This window comes from Caballeronia sp. LjRoot29 (assembly GCF_964252755.1).
Lineage (GTDB): Bacteria > Pseudomonadota > Gammaproteobacteria > Burkholderiales > Burkholderiaceae > Caballeronia.
Window position 1 is genome coordinate 35,241 of the sequence record NZ_CAXUPU020000016.1, and the last position, 15,622, is coordinate 50,862.

General features: G+C 59.3%; 16 protein-coding genes. 11 read left to right on the forward strand and 5 right to left on the reverse strand.

Annotated elements, in window-relative coordinates; all coding sequences use genetic code 11:
* Positions 1-20 precede the first annotated feature (20 nt).
* Complete coding sequence (locus ACSQ83_RS18470) at positions 21-1,064, forward strand: substrate-binding domain-containing protein (RefSeq protein ID WP_436229145.1); 1,044 nt, start codon at positions 21-23, stop codon at positions 1,062-1,064.
* Between the two features lie 61 nt (positions 1,065-1,125).
* Here ACSQ83_RS18470 and ACSQ83_RS18475 read toward each other — a convergent pair whose 3' ends face one another.
* Both ACSQ83_RS18475 and ACSQ83_RS18480 read right to left on the reverse strand, forming a co-directional pair.
* Positions 1,126-2,124 carry a sugar ABC transporter substrate-binding protein gene (locus ACSQ83_RS18475; protein WP_436229146.1) on the reverse strand — a complete coding sequence of 333 codons (999 nt, stop codon included), beginning with the start codon at positions 2,122-2,124 and terminating at the stop codon, positions 1,126-1,128.
* A 284-nt stretch (positions 2,125-2,408) separates the two neighbouring features.
* Positions 2,409-2,678 (reverse strand): GlsB/YeaQ/YmgE family stress response membrane protein, encoded by a 270-nt coding sequence (locus ACSQ83_RS18480; RefSeq protein ID WP_414953012.1) that lies wholly within the window; start codon positions 2,676-2,678, stop codon positions 2,409-2,411.
* Positions 2,679-3,070: 392 nt separating this feature from the next.
* Between ACSQ83_RS18480 and ACSQ83_RS18485 the strand changes: the two genes are divergently transcribed.
* The 4 genes from ACSQ83_RS18485 to ACSQ83_RS18500 are packed head-to-tail and all read left to right on the forward strand — an operon-like array spanning position 3,071 to position 7,242.
* A complete protein-coding gene (locus ACSQ83_RS18485; RefSeq protein ID WP_414953011.1) occupies positions 3,071-3,823 on the forward strand; it encodes an SDR family NAD(P)-dependent oxidoreductase in 753 nt (250 codons plus the stop codon).
* A 58-nt stretch (positions 3,824-3,881) separates the two neighbouring features.
* Positions 3,882-5,231 (forward strand): MFS transporter, encoded by a 1,350-nt coding sequence (locus tag ACSQ83_RS18490; RefSeq protein WP_436229147.1) that lies wholly within the window; start codon positions 3,882-3,884, stop codon positions 5,229-5,231.
* Positions 5,232-5,257: 26 nt separating this feature from the next.
* Positions 5,258-6,436 (forward strand): L-rhamnonate dehydratase, encoded by a 1,179-nt coding sequence (rhmD, locus tag ACSQ83_RS18495; protein WP_165103356.1) that lies wholly within the window; start codon positions 5,258-5,260, stop codon positions 6,434-6,436.
* A gap of 23 nt (positions 6,437-6,459) precedes the next feature.
* Positions 6,460-7,242 (forward strand): SDR family NAD(P)-dependent oxidoreductase, encoded by a 783-nt coding sequence (locus tag ACSQ83_RS18500; RefSeq protein ID WP_436229148.1) that lies wholly within the window; start codon positions 6,460-6,462, stop codon positions 7,240-7,242.
* Here ACSQ83_RS18500 and ACSQ83_RS18505 read toward each other — a convergent pair.
* Positions 7,229-8,179, reverse strand: a complete 951-nt coding sequence (locus ACSQ83_RS18505; protein WP_414953008.1) for a LysR family transcriptional regulator — start codon at positions 8,177-8,179, stop codon at positions 7,229-7,231. The genes ACSQ83_RS18500 and ACSQ83_RS18505 overlap by 14 nt on opposite strands.
* 192 nt (positions 8,180-8,371) lie before the next feature.
* Between ACSQ83_RS18505 and rhaM the strand changes: the two genes are divergently transcribed.
* The 6 genes from rhaM (at position 8,372) to rhaS (ending at position 14,292) form a co-directional block, all read left to right on the forward strand.
* Complete coding sequence (rhaM, locus tag ACSQ83_RS18510) at positions 8,372-8,686, forward strand: L-rhamnose mutarotase (protein ID WP_414953007.1); 315 nt, start codon at positions 8,372-8,374, stop codon at positions 8,684-8,686.
* A 38-nt stretch (positions 8,687-8,724) separates the two neighbouring features.
* Positions 8,725-9,615 (forward strand): amidohydrolase family protein, encoded by an 891-nt coding sequence (locus ACSQ83_RS18515; protein ID WP_414968961.1) that lies wholly within the window; start codon positions 8,725-8,727, stop codon positions 9,613-9,615.
* A 10-nt stretch (positions 9,616-9,625) separates the two neighbouring features.
* Complete coding sequence (locus tag ACSQ83_RS18520) at positions 9,626-11,149, forward strand: sugar ABC transporter ATP-binding protein (protein WP_436229149.1); 1,524 nt, start codon at positions 9,626-9,628, stop codon at positions 11,147-11,149.
* Positions 11,149-12,189, forward strand: a complete 1,041-nt coding sequence (locus ACSQ83_RS18525; RefSeq protein WP_436229192.1) for an ABC transporter permease — start codon at positions 11,149-11,151, stop codon at positions 12,187-12,189. Before ACSQ83_RS18520 ends, ACSQ83_RS18525 begins: the two co-directional genes overlap by 1 nt.
* On the forward strand, positions 12,182-13,186 hold the full coding sequence (locus ACSQ83_RS18530) for an ABC transporter permease (protein WP_414953004.1): 1,005 nt from the start codon (positions 12,182-12,184) through the stop codon (positions 13,184-13,186). The genes ACSQ83_RS18525 and ACSQ83_RS18530 overlap by 8 nt, the downstream gene beginning before the upstream one ends.
* Positions 13,187-13,266: 80 nt before the next feature.
* Positions 13,267-14,292 carry a rhamnose ABC transporter substrate-binding protein gene (gene rhaS, locus ACSQ83_RS18535; protein WP_414953003.1) on the forward strand — a complete coding sequence of 342 codons (1,026 nt, stop codon included), beginning with the start codon at positions 13,267-13,269 and terminating at the stop codon, positions 14,290-14,292.
* A 147-nt stretch (positions 14,293-14,439) separates the two neighbouring features.
* On the opposite strand, the gene ACSQ83_RS18540 is transcribed toward rhaS, so the two are convergent.
* Together ACSQ83_RS18540 and ACSQ83_RS18545 are read right to left on the reverse strand one after the other, a co-directional pair.
* Positions 14,440-15,030, reverse strand: a complete 591-nt coding sequence (locus ACSQ83_RS18540; RefSeq protein ID WP_436229193.1) for a hypothetical protein — start codon at positions 15,028-15,030, stop codon at positions 14,440-14,442.
* 12 nt (positions 15,031-15,042) lie between these two features.
* The gene (locus tag ACSQ83_RS18545; protein ID WP_436229150.1) at positions 15,043-15,591 is read right to left on the reverse strand and encodes a hypothetical protein; all 549 of its coding nucleotides are present in this window, start codon (positions 15,589-15,591) and stop codon (positions 15,043-15,045) included.
* Between the last annotated feature and the right edge of the window lie 31 nt (positions 15,592-15,622).

Genomic DNA, 15,622 nt, shown 5'->3' on the forward strand with positions numbered 1-15,622 from the left:
AAAAACGGAAACCTTACTTAATGCTTAAACCTATCGGCCGCTTGATCGCCACCGCGCTGCTTGCGGGCAGCATCTCCGCCCATGCAGCTGGCGGCTTACCCAATGCGCCCGCACCGTTCGATAAGGGCGGTGTCAGGATCGCGTTGGTCAACTATCTGTCGACCGGCGATTTCTTTCAGGCTTATGAGGCCGGCGCGCAAAAGCAGGCTAAGGCACTTGGCATCGACTTGCGCATTTACGAGGGCCGTCAGGACGCAGCGCAGCAACGCGACCAGATCCAGCAAGCGATCAATCTGGGCGTTGCCGCGATTATCGTGAATCATGGTCTGCCGGAGTCCCTGAAGGACGTGGTGCAGGTGGCGCTTGATAAAGGCATCAAGGTCGTCGCCTTTGACGTCGATCTCGGCAACCCGAAGGTTCCGCAAATCGAGCAGAGCGACCATGATCTCGCGACATTGCTGCTCGATCAGGCCGTCAAAGATAACGGCGATGCGTTTGCCGCCGCATACGTCTATGTGCCGGGCTTCGCTCCGCTAGACCGGCGTGACGCGGTGTGGAAGTCTTTCAAGACTGCGCATCCGAAGGTCACGGAGGCGGCGCGTTTCGGCACGGTGGACAACCCGATTGCGCAGTCGGTGGCGAACCAGGCCGCGGCGGCGTACAGGGCGCATCCTGATGTACGCGTGGTCTTTGCGCCCTACGATGAGTTCGCTCGCGGCGCGAAACTGGCTGCGGACGAAGCGGGCATTGCTTCGAAGGTCCGGATCTATAGCGCCGATATTTCGACGGCTGACATCGAGGCAATCCGGGCGCCGGGGAGTTCGTGGGTTGCCACTGCCGCGACCAATCCGGCCGTCGTGGGTGCGGTTTCGGTGCGCGCCGCGGCATTGCTGGTGGCGGGCCAGGACCCAGGCCACAGGATTGAAATAAAGCCCGCTTTGATCACGCGCGACGATCTCGTCAAGAACGATATTCACACCATCGCGGATCTCGAGTCCCGGTTTGTGAATTTCAGGCGGGCAGATGTGGCCAAGGCGGCCTGGATTCCCGAGGTTCGCCACTGAGGCAAATTGATTCGCTATCCTGATGGCGTGAAAAATATCCGGTGCGGCCTAGGAGGAAGTCTCACTTGGCATCGGATTGCCCCAGCGACTTTTGCGCCTCTGCGGCATTGTCCTTGCTCACGAGGATCGACGGCACATAGGTGACCAGAGGCAACGTGCGATCGCCCGCCAGATAGCGCGCTGCGTTGTCCACGGCGGTCTTGCCGATCAGGTAAGGCTGTTGTGCTACCACGGCCGCAGCGCTGGACCGAGGGCTCTTGACCAACGCAACGAAGTCGGGACTCCCGTCAACCGCATAGGTCCTGATCTCCGTGCGGTGCGCCCCGTCAACCGCCTGCGTTGCACCGATCTGCGGTATGTCCCAGCCGGCCCATATCGCTTGCACGGTGCCCTTCGGGTACTTGGCGAGTAACTGGCTGACCTGCGAATAAGCGTCTTGCACGGTGTTCGGAATCACGTCGACCAGTTCGGGCTGGATGATCCTGATCTTTGGATACCACTTCAGGACCTCGCGCAACTGGTCGTAGCGCATTGCCATGACCGGCACGCCGTAAAAGCCGTTGAAGACAAGAACGTTGCCTTCCCCATGCAGGTCGCTGACGAGCTTCAATGCAAGCTGTTCGCCAATATAGAAATTATCCGATGTCGTCACGTTGATGCTCGACGGGCTGACGGTATCGACGGTGAAGAGCGGGATGCCCGCTTCACGAATTTTCCTGAGCCACGGTTCGAGCACGGCCTCGGTCCCAAGCTGTTCAATGATGGCGTCGGGCTTCTCCGCGATCAGCGCCTGGAGTTGCGCGATCTGCTGGCTATCCTTGCGGCCTCCGTCAAGCGCGATGGGCGTCCCGCCAAGACGCTTCACTTCATCTATTTGTCCTTTATAGGCTTTCAAGTGCCAGTAATGCTCTGTGCCTGCGACAGAAATGCCAATGCGTTTACCTTTAAGCGACGGCACGTCGGCAAAGGCTGGCGCGCAGAACGCGGCGCTCGCGAGCAATGCGGCCAGTGCGGCAAGCACTGGCCTCCTAAGTGCTCCAGTACTTTTGTGCTTATTCATGGAAAATGAGCAAGGAAAATGAGCATGTCAGATGAAATTTGCAGCATTGAAATCAACCGGATGAAGCATTGTTTTAAATCAGCTTTGAGTTAACTGATCAGGATGCCTGATCTTAATCATCTAATTGTACTCACCTGACGGTGCTAAGGGAATGTACGAAAAACGTGCAGCGGACAAAAGAAAAATCCCGCTCTGGCTTAGCGCCAGAGCGGGATTTTTTCAATCAAACGAACTGCCGGTGTTGCCGCCTGTTCCAGCTATGCGGTTCCCCAGCTTGACCGAGGCTAAACGGTTCGCCCTCGGCTAAAGAGCCTCAGGATCAAGAGCAGGACTACCGCACCAATCAGCGCGGTGATCAACGACCCGATAATCCCGCCGCCCATGTGCAGGCCGAGCACGCCGCCCAGCCAGCCGCCAATGAACGCGCCGACAATGCCGACGATGATGTCCACGATAATTCCAAAGCCGCCGCCATCAACGATCCGGCCGGCGAGTGCGCCGGCAATTCCGCCAATGATCAGCCAAAAAATAATTCCGTGTGATACAGGTTCCATAGTGTTCTCCGTCAGGTGAAATGCGCGTAGCGGGCTACCAGCATGGTGATATCGATAATGACCGGAGGCATCTCCGGCTTAGGTGATTTCCATGTACCCCCTGAATCAATGGACCTATCGGCTTGTGCAAGCAGCGTGCCCGGAGAGGCCAATGCGGCAAGAACGACCGATTGACCAAGCTTGGCGCTTAAGACAAGCAGGCGTCACCCGGTTAAACCCGAACCCGAACAATCCCTCTAAGAGGTTGTGATTCACTTTTGCTATCGGACCATCGAATAGTCGGATTGTTTTGCTATGAGAGCGCCTCTATAGTTCATTCATCAGCGGCTTTAAGCAGGCGCCGAAACAGAGTGCCGAAACAAACAATCATCCTAAAGACAAAAGGAGACACGATGAACCAGATCGATCTGGCTGGACGCACCGTTGTAATCACCGGTGGCGCGCGCGGTATCGGCTATGCAGTGGCGCAACGTGCGCTCGCCTCGGGCGCTGAGGTTGCGCTGTGGGACATCGATGCGGAACGCCTCGAGCGAGCGCGTGGAGAACTGGCGAAGGCCGGTAAGGTCAGCGTTGCCGTGGTCGAACTGACGGAAGAGACATCGGTTGAGCAGGCAACGCAGCAGACGCTGGAAGCGCATCGAAAGATTGACGTGCTGATCAACTGCGCCGGCATCACCGGCGGCAACGGTACGACCTGGGAACTGGCGCCGGACGTATGGCGCCGTGTGATTGACGTGAACCTGATTGGACCGTATCTCACCTGCCGCGCCGTCGTGCCGCACATGCTGAAGGAAGGCTACGGCCGGATCGTGAACATTGCCTCGGTGGCGGGTAAGGAAGGCAATCCGAATGCGTCGCACTATAGTGCCTCTAAAGCCGGCCTGATCGGTCTCACTAAGTCGCTTGGCAAAGAGCTTGCCACGCGCGGCATCCTGGTGAACGCGGTGACGCCGGCCGCTGCCAAAACCGAGATTTTCGATTCCATGTCGCAGCAGCACATCGATTACATGCTTTCCAAGATCCCGATGAACCGCTTCCTGCTGCCGGAAGAAGCGGCTTCGCTCATCTTGTGGCTCAGCTCGGAAGACTGCGCGTTCAGCACGGCGTCGGTCTTCGATCTGTCCGGTGGCCGCGCGACGTATTGAAGCCGCTGCGGGCGAGGTTATAAGTATGCCCGCGACATAAAAATAACTGGAGACACGCATGAGCGAAACCGCTACCGCGGAGGACGCCGTCGTCGCGCGGGTGATGCGTCGTCTGCTGCCGTTCCTGCTTCTGATGTACATGCTGGCGTTTCTTGATCGGGCCAATATCGGCTTTGCGCAGAAAGCGCTGCAGCACGATACGGGTCTGTCGAACGCGGCCTTTGCGTTCGGAGCGGGGGTGTGTTTCGTCGGCTATGCGCTCTTTGAAGTGCCAAGCAATTTGCTGCTGCATCGGGTCGGGGCAAAGCTCTGGATGTGCCGGATCATGGTGACATGGGGGCTTGTTTCCGCAGCCATGGCGTTCGCGCATACGGCCACCATGTTCTATGTCTTGCGCTTCGCGCTGGGTGTGGCCGAGGCAGGTTTCTTCCCGGGCATTGTGTATTACCTCACGCGCTGGTTTCCGCAATCGGCGCGAGCAAGAGCATTAGGCGTGTTCTATTTCGGCGCGCCGCTCGCCTTCATCTTCGGCAGCCCGTTGTCCGGCGCATTGCTGGATCTGCATGGCGCGTTTGGTTTTGCGGGCTGGCAGTGGCTCTTTTTGGTGGAAGGCGTTCTTGCGTCCATCGTTGGCATCTGGGCATTCTGGTATCTGGACAACGATCCATCGAAGGCCCGCTGGCTAGATGCCGGTCAACGCGAACTCCTGCTCTCACGCCTGACTCAGGATGCACACACTGCGTCGGCACATGGTCCGCGCGGCGTGCTTGCCGCATTGATTGATCCACGCGTGCTGATCCTGTCGGCCGTGTATTTCCTGATTCAGATGTCCGTGTACGGCGTCATCTTTTATCTGCCGCAACAAGTGGCCGCGTTGCTGGGTGCGAACGTGGGTGCGAAGGTCGGTTTCGTCACGGCCATCCCCTGGTTGTGCGCAGTGCTGGTTACGTGGGTCGTACCTCGGTATGCGGATCGTCATGGGCAGCATCGATGGCTCGCCGTGTTGATGCTGGTCGTTGCCGGTGCGGGTATCGCGATATCGGGACTTGCGGGTCAACCTGTGATCTCGCTGATTGCATTGTGCTTCGCGGCGAGCGGCCTCATTGCAGCGCAACCGCTGTTCTGGACCTTTCCCACGCATTACCTGACGGGCGCCGCCGCGGCTGGTGCCATCGCCCTGATCAATTCGCTCGGCAGCCTTGGCGGTTTCGTCGCGCCGATGGTGCGCACGGCCGCGGAGCGGTCCTATGCATCGACTAGCGCGGGTCTCGTCCTGCTGGGACTTGTTGCAGTGCTCGCGGCCATCGCGATCATCGTGTTTGTGCGTCCCGCGCAGGCACTCACGTATACGCACGACAAGCGTGCCGAAGCGTCCAGAACCAAATCGTCCAGAACCAAAGCGTCCTGAATAATAGAACCTTACGGAGTCCGATCATGTCCATGCCTACCATCCGCCACGTTCGCGCGTTCACTGTTCGCGGCGGCGGCGCTGATTATCACGACCAGGGCGCCGACCACTGGATCGACGACCATATCTCCACGCCAATGGCGCGTTACCCCGAGTATCGCCAAAGCCGCCAGTCGTTTGGCATCAACGTCCTCGGTTCGCTCGTGGTTGAAATTGAAGCAAGCGATGGCACGGTCGGCTTCGCGGTCACGACCGGCGGTGAGATCGGCGCGTTTATCGTGGAGAAACATCTGGCGCGGTTTCTCGAAGGTCAGCGAGTGACTGACATCGAAAAGATGTGGGACCAGATGTATTTCGCCACGCTCTATTACGGGCGCAAAGGCATTGTGCTGAATGCGATCTCGGGCGTCGACCTTGCACTGTGGGATTTGCTGGCGAAGGTTCGCAAGGAGCCGGTGTTTCATCTTTTGGGCGGACCTGTACGCGACGAACTGCAATTCTATGCAACTGGCGCGCGTCCGGACCTCGCGAAGGAGATGGGTTTTATTGGCGGCAAGATGCCATTGCAACACGGACCGGCAGAAGGTGAGGAAGGGCTGGCGAAGAACATTGCGAAGCTCGCCGATATGCGCGCGAAAGTAGGCGACGACTTCTGGCTGATGTTCGATTGCTGGATGAGCCTCGACCTGAACTACGCAACGCGCCTCGCGCACGCGGCGAAGGAATACGGCCTGAAGTGGCTCGAAGAAGCATTGCCGCCCGACGACTATTGGGGTTACGCCGAACTGCGGCGCTCGGTGCCGCGCGGCATGATGGTGACAACTGGCGAACACGAGGCCACGCGCTGGGGTTTCCGCATGCTGTTTGAAATGGGCTGCGCCGATCTGGTTCAGCCGGACGTGGGATGGTGTGGCGGCATCACGGAGCTGATCAAGATCTCCGCACTCGCCGATGCCCACAACGTGCTGGTCGTACCGCATGGTTCATCCGTCTATAGCTATCACTTCGTGGTGACGCGGCACAATTCGCCGTTCGCGGAGTTCCTGATGATGGCGCCGAAAGCCGACGAAGTCGTGCCCATGTTCAATCCGTTGCTGCTCGATGAACCTGTGCCCGTGAACGGCCGGATGAAGGTGCCGGAGACGCCGGGTTTTGGTGTGCGGCTCAATCCTGAATGCACCCTTGTGCGTCCTTATACACACTGACACTGAAACATTGAGGTTCAATCGTGCTGCTTGAGAACAAAGTAGTGATTGTCACTGGCGGATCGCGAGGCATTGGCCGCGCGATCGCCGTGGCGTGCGCGAAGGAAGGCGCGGACGTCGTGCTGAATTATTGGGGCGATAACGACCGCTCGTATGGACGCCTCTCGGCCGTGCAGGAAGTAGTCGGCGAGATAGAGGCACTTGGCCGGCGAGTGATTGCGGTCGAAGGAAATGTCGCGCAGCGCGAGACGGGGCTCGAACTCGTGAAGCAGGCAGTCGATGCATTCGGTCATGTCGACGTCCTCGCGAGCAACGCCGGCATTTGCCCGTTCCACTCGTTTCTCGACATGCCGGCGTCGGTGTATGAAGCGACCATCGGCGTCAATCTGAACGGCGCGTTCTACGTGACTCAGGCTGTCGCCAACCAGATGAAACTGCAGGGTACCGGCGGTTCGATTGTCGCGACGAGTTCGATCAGCGCGCTCGTTGGCGGCGGCATGCAAACGCATTACACGCCGACCAAGGCAGGCGTTCATTCGTTGATGCAGTCATGCGCGATTGCCCTTGGGCCTTACGGCATCCGTTGCAATTCGGTGATGCCTGGAACCATCGCGACGGACCTGAACGCGGAAGATCTCGCCGATACCGAGAAGCGCGCGTACTTCGAAAAACGGATTCCGCTCGGACGCCTGGGTGAACCCGATGACGTTGCGCAGTGCGTGACCTTCCTTGCATCGGATCGCGCGCGTTATGTGACGGGCGCATCGCTGCTGGTGGACGGCGGCTTGTTCGTTAACCTTCAGTGAACGAGCCGGCCGAGTACTTGCGCAGCAGCGCGATGCAGTATTCGGCGGGTTCGCTCAGCGTTTCATGTTTGCGCCGTAGCAAGCCGAATCCCGAGAGGCTTTTGCCGATCTCGATAGGCAGTTCGATCAGCAAATGCGCGCGCAGGTAATCGCGCACCACTGACTCCGGCAGCATGGCGACAGCGTCGCTGTTTTGCAGAAGCTGAAGCGTGGCGAAGATCGATGCGCACTCGACTACATTAGAAGGTGAGGCAAGCCCGGCTCGCGCGAGCTCTTCTTCGAACAACCCACGTGCGGGGCTGGTGATGGGTTGCAGGATCCAGGGCCAGGAAATCAGCGCATCGAGCGAGAGCGTGGTTTCATGAGCGAGCGGATGCGCGGCGCGCACGACCAGACGCATGGCTTCGCGCGAGAGGGGTTCAAAGTGGAAGTCGTTGTGCTGGAGCGGCGTGGTGAGACGGCCGAGCGCGAGATCCACTTCGCGGCGGTGCAGCAATTGCACGACCTGGTCGCTGGTCTCGCCAAGTATGCGTACGTTGAGCAGCGGCCGTTCGCTTTTAAGTTCGGCGATAGCCATGGCGAGCACGTCGGGCGCCGCGCCCATGATCGCGCCAACAGTGAGTTGACCATGACCGCCGCGCCGCTTGCTTTCAAGGTCGGCCGCGAAGCGGGTGAGGTCGGCAAGCGACCGGCGCGCATAGGCGAGCGTGGCGACACCGAGCGGAGTGGGTTGCATGCCGCGGGCGTTGCGCTCGAACAGGAGAAAGCCGAACGCTTCTTCTATGTCGCTTAGCATGCGGCTCGCGCTCGGTTGGGCAACGTTGATGGCCTCGGCGGCCTGGTGCAGGTTGCGGGCGTCGTCGAGAGCGACAAGCAACGCGAGATGCTTGAATTTCAGGCGGTTGACGAGGGCAATCTGGGAGACGTTCTGGGTCATCGGGCGTTCTCGTGCGTCAATTTTGCGGCGGTCATGGACCATCCGTGCGACCATTGTGCGATTCGGTTTTGCGATCGGCTGATCCTTACTTCGGATTGTCATGTTATCAGTCGGCGAATTATAGTCGTAACGCATAAGCCGTAAGTCGGAGCACGACTTAACCGGTTCAACACCTATAAAAGGCAAGCCGCAATGGAGACAATTGCGTTCAGGATGACCCTCAAACCGGGCCAGCGCGATGAATACGAGCGGCGTCATCGCGACATATGGCCCGAGTTGGCCGAGACGTTACGCGACGCCGGGGTCCGTGACTACTGGATTTTTCTCGACGACACCACCGGGGACTTGTTCGCCACGCTCAAGCGCGAGCGCGACCACACCATGGCCGCGCTGCCCGACCTGCCCATCATGCGCAAATGGTGGGACAGCATGGCCGACCTGATGGAAACAAACCCGGATCGCTCGCCAGCGCAAACTGCGCTCGTGCCGGTCTTCCATCTACCCTGACGCGTTGGTTATAGCCTTTGCGGCACGAGGACATATTCATGCAAGTTGTCGATCCGCACATTCATCTTTGGGATTTAAAGACCCATCACTATCCCTGGCTGGCGAACCCAGGCAAGTCGTTTGTCGGCGATGCGCAAGACCTGAAACATGACTACCTGATCGGTGATTTTCTGCGCGACGCCGCGCCGGTCCAGGTGCTCAAGCTTGTGCATGTGGATGCCAATCACGATCCCGCCGATCCAGTGGAAGAAACGCGCTGGCTGCAGCACGTTGCCGATAACGAAGGTCACGGGTTGCCGAATGCGATTGTCGCGGGCGCGGATTTATCGGCGGATAACGTGCAGGAAGTGCTCGAAGGACATGCTGGATTCGCCAACGTCCGGGGCATACGGCAGATACTCAACGTGCACGCTAATCCACTTTATGACTATGTGGGCCGGCACTACATGCGCGAGCCGGCATGGCGCAAGAATTTCGCGTTACTGAAGAAGTATTCATTGTCATTCGACCTGCAACTCTACCCGTCGCAAATGAAAGAAGCGGCCGGGCTTGCACAGGAACATGCCGACACGCAGTTCATCGTGAATCATGCCGGCATGTTTGTGGATCGTTCGTCGGTGGAGGGGTTTCGTGCATGGCGTGACGGACTTCGCGCACTGGCGGCCTGTCCGAATGTGGCGGTGAAGATCAGCGGCCTGGCCATGTTCGATCATGAATGGAGCGTCGAAAGTTTTCGGCCGTATGTGCTGGAGACAATCGATGCGTTCGGTTGCGAGCGCGCGATGTTTGCGTCGAACTTTCCGGTCGACCGTTTGTTCGCTACGTATGAAGGGCTGTGGAACGCGTATGTGTCGATCGTAAAAGACCTGAGCGATATAGAAATAGATGCCCTCGTTAAAAGCAACGCAGAACGTATATATCGCATCTGAAGGAGACAGTATGGGCAATAACAATCCGCCTCGGCTAGAGCTAAGGCACGCGAGCAAGTCGTTTGGCCGCGTGCGCGCGCTCGGTGACGGCAGCCTCGCGTTGTGGCCGGGTGAAGTGCACGCGTTGCTCGGTGAAAACGGCGCGGGCAAGTCGACTTTGGTCAAGCTGCTTGCCGGCGTGTATCGGCCGGACTCGGGCGAATTGCTGGTGGATGGACAGGCTCGCACGTTTGCGAATCCCGCAGAAGCGCGCGATGCAGGTCTTGCTGTGATCTATCAGGAACCTACATTGTTCGCGGATCTGTCCATCGCGGAAAACATCTACATGGGACGTCAGCCACGCGACCGGCTCGGCCGGATTCGCTACGACGAAATGAATCGCGAAGTGGATATGCTGCTGCAATCGCTTGGTGTCAATTTGCGTGCGGAGCGCCTGGTTCGCGGGCTGTCCATTGCCGATCAGCAAGTGGTCGAAATTGCCAAGGCGCTTTCGCTCAACGCGAATGTGCTGATCATGGACGAGCCGACAGCGGCGTTGTCGCTGACTGAAGTCGAGCGCCTGTTCTCGATCGTGCGCGCGTTGCGTGAACGCGATGCCGCCATCCTTTTCATCACGCACCGGCTGGACGAGGTATTCGCGCTGACGCAGCGCCTGACGATCATGCGCGACGGCCTGAAGGTCTTCGACAGCATGACCGCCGACATGACCATCGATTCGATCGTCAGCAAGATGGTCGGTCGCGATCTCGACACCTTCTATCCGAAAGCGGATGTTGCGCCCGGTGACGTGCGTCTTTCAGTGCGTAACCTGACGCGCGACGGCGTGTTCAAGAACGTCTCCTTCGAAGTCCGCGCAGGCGAGATCGTGGCGCTGGCTGGGCTCGTCGGCGCGGGGCGCAGCGAGGTGGCGCGCGCGATCTTCGGCATCGATCCGGTGGATGCGGGCGAAGTTCATATCGCAGGCAAGCCGTTGCAACTTGGCCGGCCGCAAGCGGCAGTCCGCGCAGGGCTCGCGCTGGTGCCGGAGGACCGACGTGCACAAGGTCTCGCGCTGGAACTCAGCATTGCGCGCAACGCGTCGCTGACGGTGCTCGGACGTCTTGTCAAACATGGGTTGATTTCATCGCGCAGTGAAAATTCACTCGCCGCCGACTGGGGCAAGCGCCTGCGGCTTAAGGCGAGCGATCTGGACGCACCGGTGGGGACGTTGTCGGGTGGCAACCAGCAGAAGGTCGTGCTTGGAAAGTGGCTGGCTACAGGGCCTAAAGTGCTGATCATCGACGAACCGACTCGCGGGATTGATGTCGGGGCCAAGGCGGAAGTGTATCGAACGCTCGCTGAGCTGGTGCGCGAAGGCATGGCAGTCCTGATGATTTCAAGTGAGCTGCCCGAAGTGCTTGGCATGGCCGATCGCATTCTCGTCATGCACGAAGGGCGTATCAGCGCCGAGATTGCACGTGCCGATGCAAACGAAGAACGTGTGATGAGCGCCGCACTGGGCGCCTCGCCATCCATGTTGGGGAAGGCGGCATGATGACGCGACATTCTCCTGCCATGCCTGCCGTGCAAGCGGCCAAGCCGAAACGACGCAACCTGTTGGCGGAACTCGTACGCAGCCGCGAGGCGACCTTGTTTGTCGTGCTGATTGCGCTGGTCGCCGCGACCGCTGCGGTGAAACCCGAGTTCCTGAACCTGCAGAATCTGCGCGACGTGCTGCTCAACGTATCGATCATCGGCTTGCTCACTGCGGGCATGACGGTCGTGATGCTGATGCGGCATATCGATCTGTCGGTGGCCTCCGTTGTTGGCGTCAGCGCGTATTCGGTCGGCAGTCTCTTCGTGATGTTCCCGCAAATGCCGATCGCGGTCGCGATGCTCGCGGGCATCGTTATAGGCCTGGCGATCGGCGCAGTGAACGGCACGCTGATCACCTTCGGGCGCGTGCCTTCTCTAGTGGCAACGTTGTCGACGCTATACATAGTGCGCGGTGCCGACTACGCCTGGGTCCACGGCGGGCAGATCAATGCGACAAGTCTTCCCGATGCGTTTTCACGCATTGCGACGGGTTCGCTGCTCGGCCTGCCGAACCTGGTGCTGATAGCGGTGGTCGTGCTCTTCGCGATCGGCGTCTATCTCAAGCAATATCGCGGCGGCCGTGAGCATTATGCGATCGGGTCGAACCCGGAAGCGGCGCGACTAGCCGGTATTCGCGTGGAGCGCCGCGTGATGATCGGCTTCCTCTTGTCCGGCGCTATTGCGGGCCTGGCCGGCGTGTTGTGGCTGGCGCGTTTCGGTACCGTGGAAGCGAGCACGGCAAAGGGCATCGAATTGCAGGTGGTCGCGGCAGCCGTGGTGGGCAGCGTGGCGATCACGGGTGGCGTGGGCACCATCCTCGGCGCGACGCTCGGTGCGCTCGTGCTTGGCGTGATCAACATTGCGCTGGTGGTGTTGCGCGTATCGCCATTCTGGCAGCAGGCTATTCAGGGAGCGCTGATCGTCGCGGCGATCACGCTGGACACTTTGCTTGCGCGCTCGGTCGCGCGCCGCATGATGAGGAAACGCGATCATGGCTAAACCCGATTCCGCGCTGGCATTGACCAAGCGCCGGCACCTCTCATGGGAAACCATGCTGGTGGTCGTACTCGTGCTGGGAGTGATCCTCGGCCGCGTGTTATCACCTGTGTTCCTCTCGAGCGCCAACCTCTCGAACATGCTCGCCGACTTTACCGAGATCGCGCTGATCGCGTTGCCGATGACCTTGATCATTGTCGCGGCTGAAATCGATTTGTCGGTGGCGTCCGTGCTTGGCGCATCGAGCGCGCTGATGGGCGTGCTCTGGCACATGGGCCTGCCCATGCCGCTCGTGATTGCGATTGTGCTCGTCGCGGGAACGCTTGCCGGCCTGTTCAACGGGCTCGTGATCGTACGCTTCAATCTGCCCTCGCTTGCCGTCACCATCGGCACCTTGGCGTTGTTTCGCGGCCTGGCGTACGTGCTGCTCGGGGATCAGGCTGTGGCAGATTTCCCGGCGTCCTATACAGCGTTCGGGATGGATACGGTTGCGGCCTTTCTGCCCATGCCGTTTGTGCTCGTCATCATTGGCGCCGTTGTTTTCACTGTGCTATTGCAAGCGACACCATTCGGCCGCGGCCTCTATGCGATCGGCGCGAATCCTGTTGCCGCGCAATTTTCCGGTATCGACGTGGCGCGCACGAAGCTCAAGCTTTTCATGCTGTCCGGCGCGATGAGCGCGCTCGCGGGCGTGGTCTACACATTGCGCTTCACGAGCGCTCGCGGGGACAACGGCGAGGGCTTCGAACTGTCGGTGATCGCGGCCGTGCTGTTCGGCGGTGTGAGCATTTTCGGTGGACGCGGGTCCATGATCGGCGTGCTTCTGTCGTTGCTGATCATTGGCGTGTTGCGCAATGCGTTGACGCTCTCGGATGTATCGAGCGAGACGCTGACCATTGTGACGGGCGGTTTGTTGTTGTCGTCGGTGTTGATTCCGAACCTTGTTGCACGTTGGCGTGTCATGCGCGAAAAACGCATGATGACGCAGACGCTTATCTGAAGCTTGGCTTTTTAAAACCAGCGTGAAGACTCCGGTCATCGATTGAACCGGAGCAGCGCGCGACATCAGGAGACACAAGCATGTTCAAACCCTTTAAGTCCATTCGCGGTCCGGCGCTATGCGCCGCGCTGATCGCGGTGTCCGCGGCGGCGATGATTCCGGTCAGCGCGAACGCCGCGGATCTGAAGAAAGACCTGAAAATAGCGTTCCTTCCCAAGCAGATCAACAACCCGTACGAAGTGATTGCCGATGACGGCGGTTTGGCGGCGATCAAGGAAATGGGCGGGCAGGGCAAGGTAGTCGGGCCATCGGATGCAGGCGCTTCCTCGCAGGTTCAGTACATCAATACGCTGATCACGCAGCGCCAGGACGCCATCGTGATTGCTGCGAATGATGCGAACGCGGTTGTTCCGTACCTGAAGAAAGCGATGGCACAAGGCGTGAAGGTCGTCACGTTCGACTCCGATACCGCACCCGATGGCCGCCAGATTTTCGTCAATCAGGCTAACTCGGAAGGGATCGGACGGGGACAGGTGCAGTTGATGTCGAAGCTGATTGGAGGCGAAGGTGAGTTCGCCATTCTCTCCGCCACGCCGAACGCCACGAACCAGAACACCTGGATCAAGTGGATGGAGGAGGAACTGAAGAAGCCGGAATATTCGAAGATGAAGCTGGTGAAGATTGCCTACGGTAACGACGACGACCAGAAGTCGTTTGTCGAAACGCAGGGTCTGTTGCAGGCGTATCCGAACCTGAAGGGCATCATTTCCCCGACGACCGTGGGTATTGCAGCGGCGGCGCGTTATATCTCGACATCGCCGGCCAAGGGCAAGGTCATGGTGACCGGACTGGGTACGCCGAACCAGATGCGCGCGTTCATCAAGAACGGCACCGTGAAGGCATTCCAGTTGTGGGATCCGGGTCAACTGGGTTATCTCGCGGCCTACGCGGCGGCTAACCTTGCTTCAGGCACGATCACGGGCAAGGAAGGCGATAGTTTCGACGCAGGCAAGCTGGGCAAGCGCACAGTGGGCAAGAGCGGCGAAGTCGTGCTTGGACCGCCGACCACGTTTGATTCTTCGAATATCGACAACTTCAACTTCTAGAGCGAAGTTTTTCTCTTAATATCGAAAGATTTATCCGCACGAAAAAGATGCCTCCGCGGCGTCTTTTTCGTGCGCTTTTCTTTGTCAACGCGTCAACGTAAGCTGAGACCTACACCAATGCTTTCAGCACATCCGGGTTCCAGTTGTTTAACTGGTCGACGCGTCCTTCACGGACCTTGTTGGCCCAATCCGGGTTGACCAGCATCCCCCGACCAACGGCGATGAGGTCGAAGTCACCGCGGTCAACCAACTCAAGCAGATGATCGAGCGAGGCGACGTTGCTGCCTTCGCCATGAGCGTGTCGATATGCTCGCCAGTCATTCCTATGGAGCCAACGGCGATGGTCGGCTTACCGGAGAGTTTCTTTGTCCATGCGGCCAGGTTCCGGTCGGACTCGAACTCGTTATCCCAGAAGCGGCGCGTCGAGCAATGAAACACGTCCACGCCGGCGTCGACCATGATGCGGGAGAACTCTTCCAACTCAGCCGGGGTGTTGAAGTTCTTCGCTTTGAAGTCCTGGACCTTCCACTGCGAGATGCGCAGCGAGATGACAAAGTCCATCCCTGCCATGCGCCGGATTTCAGCAATGACATCTGCTGCCAGGCGGGCGCGGTTACGCAGTGAGCCGCCCCACTGGTCTTCGCGCTTGTTTGTTCCCGGCCAGAAAAACTGGTCCAGCAGGTAGCCATGGGCCGCGTGCGACTCGACGCCGTCGAAGCCGATCATCTTCGCATTGATAGCAGCCTTGCCTTACGCTTCGACGATTGCATCGAGGTCAGCTGGAAGAGCCGGCTCGCCATCGTGCGTTGTCGGCTTGCCGATTCCACCGAACAAACCTGAGGGGCCCACCCGGCGAGGCGGACGATAGTCGGCCCCTTTGGCTGCGTAAAGACCATCGACGGCATGCTGCTTCATCTGACCGACGTGCCAGAGTTGCGCGAACAGAGGCGTGCCTTCTGCGTGGACCGCGTCGACGACTTTCTTCCAGCCGGCAAGAGCCTCTACGCCGTACATGCGCGGCACGTCTACCTCATTGGCAGCGGCGTCGTGCGGTACCCATGTTCCCTCGGTGATGATAAGTCCGGCGCCCCCCGCTGCCCGTTTGCGATAGTAGTCAGCATTGTCTTCACCCGGAACGCCAGACGGCGCCATGGTACGCGTCATCGGCGACATGACGACGCGGTTCTTGAGCGATAGCGCGCCAATCCGAACCGGCTGGAAGAGCTTGGCGGTGCTCTCCGCCGCGAGGGCTGACAGTGGTGCGTGCGACGAAGCAGGTTTTGTTCGCGTCTGTTGCATCGGAAATCACCTTCTGGTCGAAATGTGCCTT